Genomic DNA, 2,857 nt, shown 5'->3' with positions numbered 1-2,857 from the left:
CGTCAGACGGCTTTGGCAGCGATGATCTTGTCGTGCCACTCCACCGGGCCCGTCTGGTGGACGGAGGAGCCTTTTGAATCCACCGCCACGGTAACCGGCATGTCTTCCACTTCAAACTCGTAGATGGCTTCCATTCCCAGCTCCGGGAAAGCAACCACTTCCGCGTGCTTGATAGCCTTTGAGACCAGGTAGGCGGAGCCGCCAACCGCCATCAGATAGACCGCGCCAAACTCGCGAATGGCATCGATAGCCACCTGGCCACGCTCGGCCTTGCCGATCATGCCGGTGAGGCCGGTTTTCTCCAGCATGGTGCGGGTGAACTTGTCCATGCGGGTGGCGGTGGTGGGGCCTGCAGGGCCGACCACTTCCTCGCGCACCGGGTCCACCGGGCCCACGTAATAGATGAAGCGGCCTTTCAGATCCACCGGCAGCTCTTCACCGCGCTCGATCATATCCACCATTTTCTTATGTGCCGCGTCGCGGCCAGTCAGCATCTTGCCGGACAGCAGCACGGTTTCGCCCGGCTTCCAGTCCTTCACGTCTTCCGGTGTTACCGTATCCAGGTTGACGCGGCGAACGCTGTCGCCCACTTCCCAGGTAATTTCCGGCCAGTCATCCAGGCTCGGCGGAGTCTGCAGTGACGGGCCGGAGCCGTCCAGCACAAAGTGCGCATGGCGGGTGGCGGCACAGTTCGGAATGATCGCCACCGGCTTGTTGGCGGCGTGGGTTGGGTAATCTTTTACTTTTACGTCCAGCACCGTGGTCAGGCCGCCCAGGCCCTGGGCACCGATGCCGAGCTCGTTGACCTTCTCGAACAGTTCCAGGCGCAGCTCTTCTGAGCGATCCGAAGCACCACGGCTCTGCAGATCGTGAATATCAATCGGGTCCAGCAGGGATTCCTTGGCCAGCTCCATCGCCTTCTCGGCGGTACCGCCAATACCAATACCCAGCATGCCCGGCGGGCACCAGCCAGCGCCCATCTGCGGCACCATCTTCAGCACCCAGTCCACCACCGAGTCTGACGGGTTCAGCATGGCGAACTTGGACTTGGCTTCGGAACCGCCGCCCTTGGCGGCCACATGTACGTCCACGGTATTACCTGGCACGATTTTGTAGTGGATGATCGCCGGAGTGTTGTCCTTGGTATTGGTGCGCTTGCCGTCCGGGTCAGCGAGGATAGAGGCGCGCAGCACGTTATCCGGATGCATGTAGGCCCGGCGGACGCCTTCGTTGATAATGTCGTCCAGCGCCATGTCAGCATCCCACTGCACATCCATGCCGACAGTGACGAACACGGTGACGATGCCGGTGTCCTGGCACAGTGGCCGCTTGCCCTGGGCGCACATGCGGGAGTTGATCAGGATCTGCGCCATGGCATCCTTCGCCGCCTGGGATTCCTCCTTCTGATAGGCCTCGTAAACTGCCTGAATAAAATCTTTCGGATGATAGTAGGAAATGAACTGAAGCGCGTCCGCTACGCTCTCAATCAGGTCGTCCTGGCGGATTACGGTGGTCATAGGCGTCTCATCAGGTCTGGTTTGTAGATTGCGGTTGTTAAGGTCGTAAAAACAGGAACACGAAGTTTACCAGAAAATCCGAAAACGAGGGATCAGACAGACGGAGAAGGTATTTCACAGCAAACTTGGCTAAACAGCCACGAAAAAATGTAACATCGTCGCTATCTTCGATTATTTCATCGCAGGAGACACCGTGACCGACCTCGTCCTCACTGAAAAGAACAATCACATTCTTACTGTTCGCATTAACCGTCTGGACCGCAAGAACGCCCTCACCCACGATATGTATACCGCACTCGGGGATGCCATCGAACAGGCCAGGGACGATTGCGACATTCGCTGCATTCTTTATACAGGCAGTGAAAACTGCTTCACCGCGGGCAATGACCTGGGCGATTTCGCCTACGGCCTGCCCGGTGACTTTGAAGACACCCCCGTTGGTCGTTTCCTGTTCCTGCTGGCAACCACCGACAAGCCCATCGTGGCGGCCGTGAACGGCCCGGCAGTGGGCATTGGCACCACCATGCTGCTGCATTGCGACCTGGTGTTCGCCGGCAACAACACCCGCTTCCAGATGCCCTTCGCCAACCTGGGCCTTTGCCCGGAAGGCGGCTCCAGCCTGCTGCTGCCCTGCTGGCTCGGCCGGGTGAGGGCTGCCGAGTTGCTGATGCTGGGCGGCGCCTTTACCGCCGACGACGCCCTGCGCATGGGGCTGATCAACAGGGTGTGCGAACCGGCGCAGACAGAAACCGACGCCTTGGAAGCCTGCGCCCGGCTGGCCGCCCAGCCACCGGCCGCCATTCGCGCCACCCGGGAACTGCTGAACAGGGCCACGGGTGAAGAACTGAAAACCACCATGCTGGCCGAGGGCAAACTGTTCGCTGAACGCCTGAAATCCCCCGAAAATGCCGAAGCCATCAAGGCCTTTACGGAAAAAAGAAAGCCTGACTTCTCGAACTTCAGTTAGGCTGGTGGCAGGGCTCGGAGGGACTCGACAAACGTCCCGGCGCCAACTATTTTTCAATGAAGCCGAACTCCGACTGTGCGGGTGGGCTCCCAATGGTCAGAATCACACTTTAGAGCGATCAACTGTTGCTTTACTGCCGCTATAGTCAGAGTTACGGAAACTTGGCACAGAGCGCTGGCCAGAAAATCAGACAACAGATAAGCAGAACAGGCCACTGACACAGGGTTTACCGGACCAGACCGGCCCCGTCAGCTGCCGAACATAACGACACAACAACAGGAAAAGGTTCCACACCCATGTTCAAGAAAACTCTAATAAGTCTTGCTGTGGCGTCCTCCCTTGGACTAACAGGGTGCTTTGACAGCGCCGGTTC

At 58.7% G+C, this 2,857-nt stretch carries 2 protein-coding genes; one reads left to right on the top strand and one right to left on the bottom strand.

Annotation, left to right across the window (positions count from 1 at the left end):
- Positions 1-2 precede the first annotated feature (2 nt).
- Positions 3-1,517, bottom strand: a complete 1,515-nt coding sequence (locus ACESMB_RS15105) for a fumarate hydratase (protein WP_372927758.1) — start codon at positions 1,515-1,517, stop codon at positions 3-5.
- Between the two features lie 193 nt (positions 1,518-1,710).
- Between ACESMB_RS15105 and ACESMB_RS15100 the strand changes: the two genes are divergently transcribed.
- Positions 1,711-2,484, top strand: coding sequence for an enoyl-CoA hydratase (locus tag ACESMB_RS15100; protein WP_372972006.1), 774 nt, complete (start codon positions 1,711-1,713; stop codon positions 2,482-2,484).
- Positions 2,485-2,857: the final 373 nt, after the last annotated feature.

The sequence above is a fragment of the Marinobacter sp. genome (assembly GCF_041686475.1).
Taxonomy (GTDB): Bacteria; Pseudomonadota; Gammaproteobacteria; order Pseudomonadales; family Oleiphilaceae; genus Marinobacter.
Note: the sequence above shows the minus strand (reverse complement) of the source record. Positions and strands in the feature narration are given on the sequence as shown.

Bases quoted from the DNA above. Each gene is read 5' to 3' on its own strand.
- ACESMB_RS15105 (WP_372927758.1), bottom strand. From the start codon at position 1,517: ATGACCACCGTAATCCGCCAGGACGACCTGATTGAGAGCGTAGCGGAC.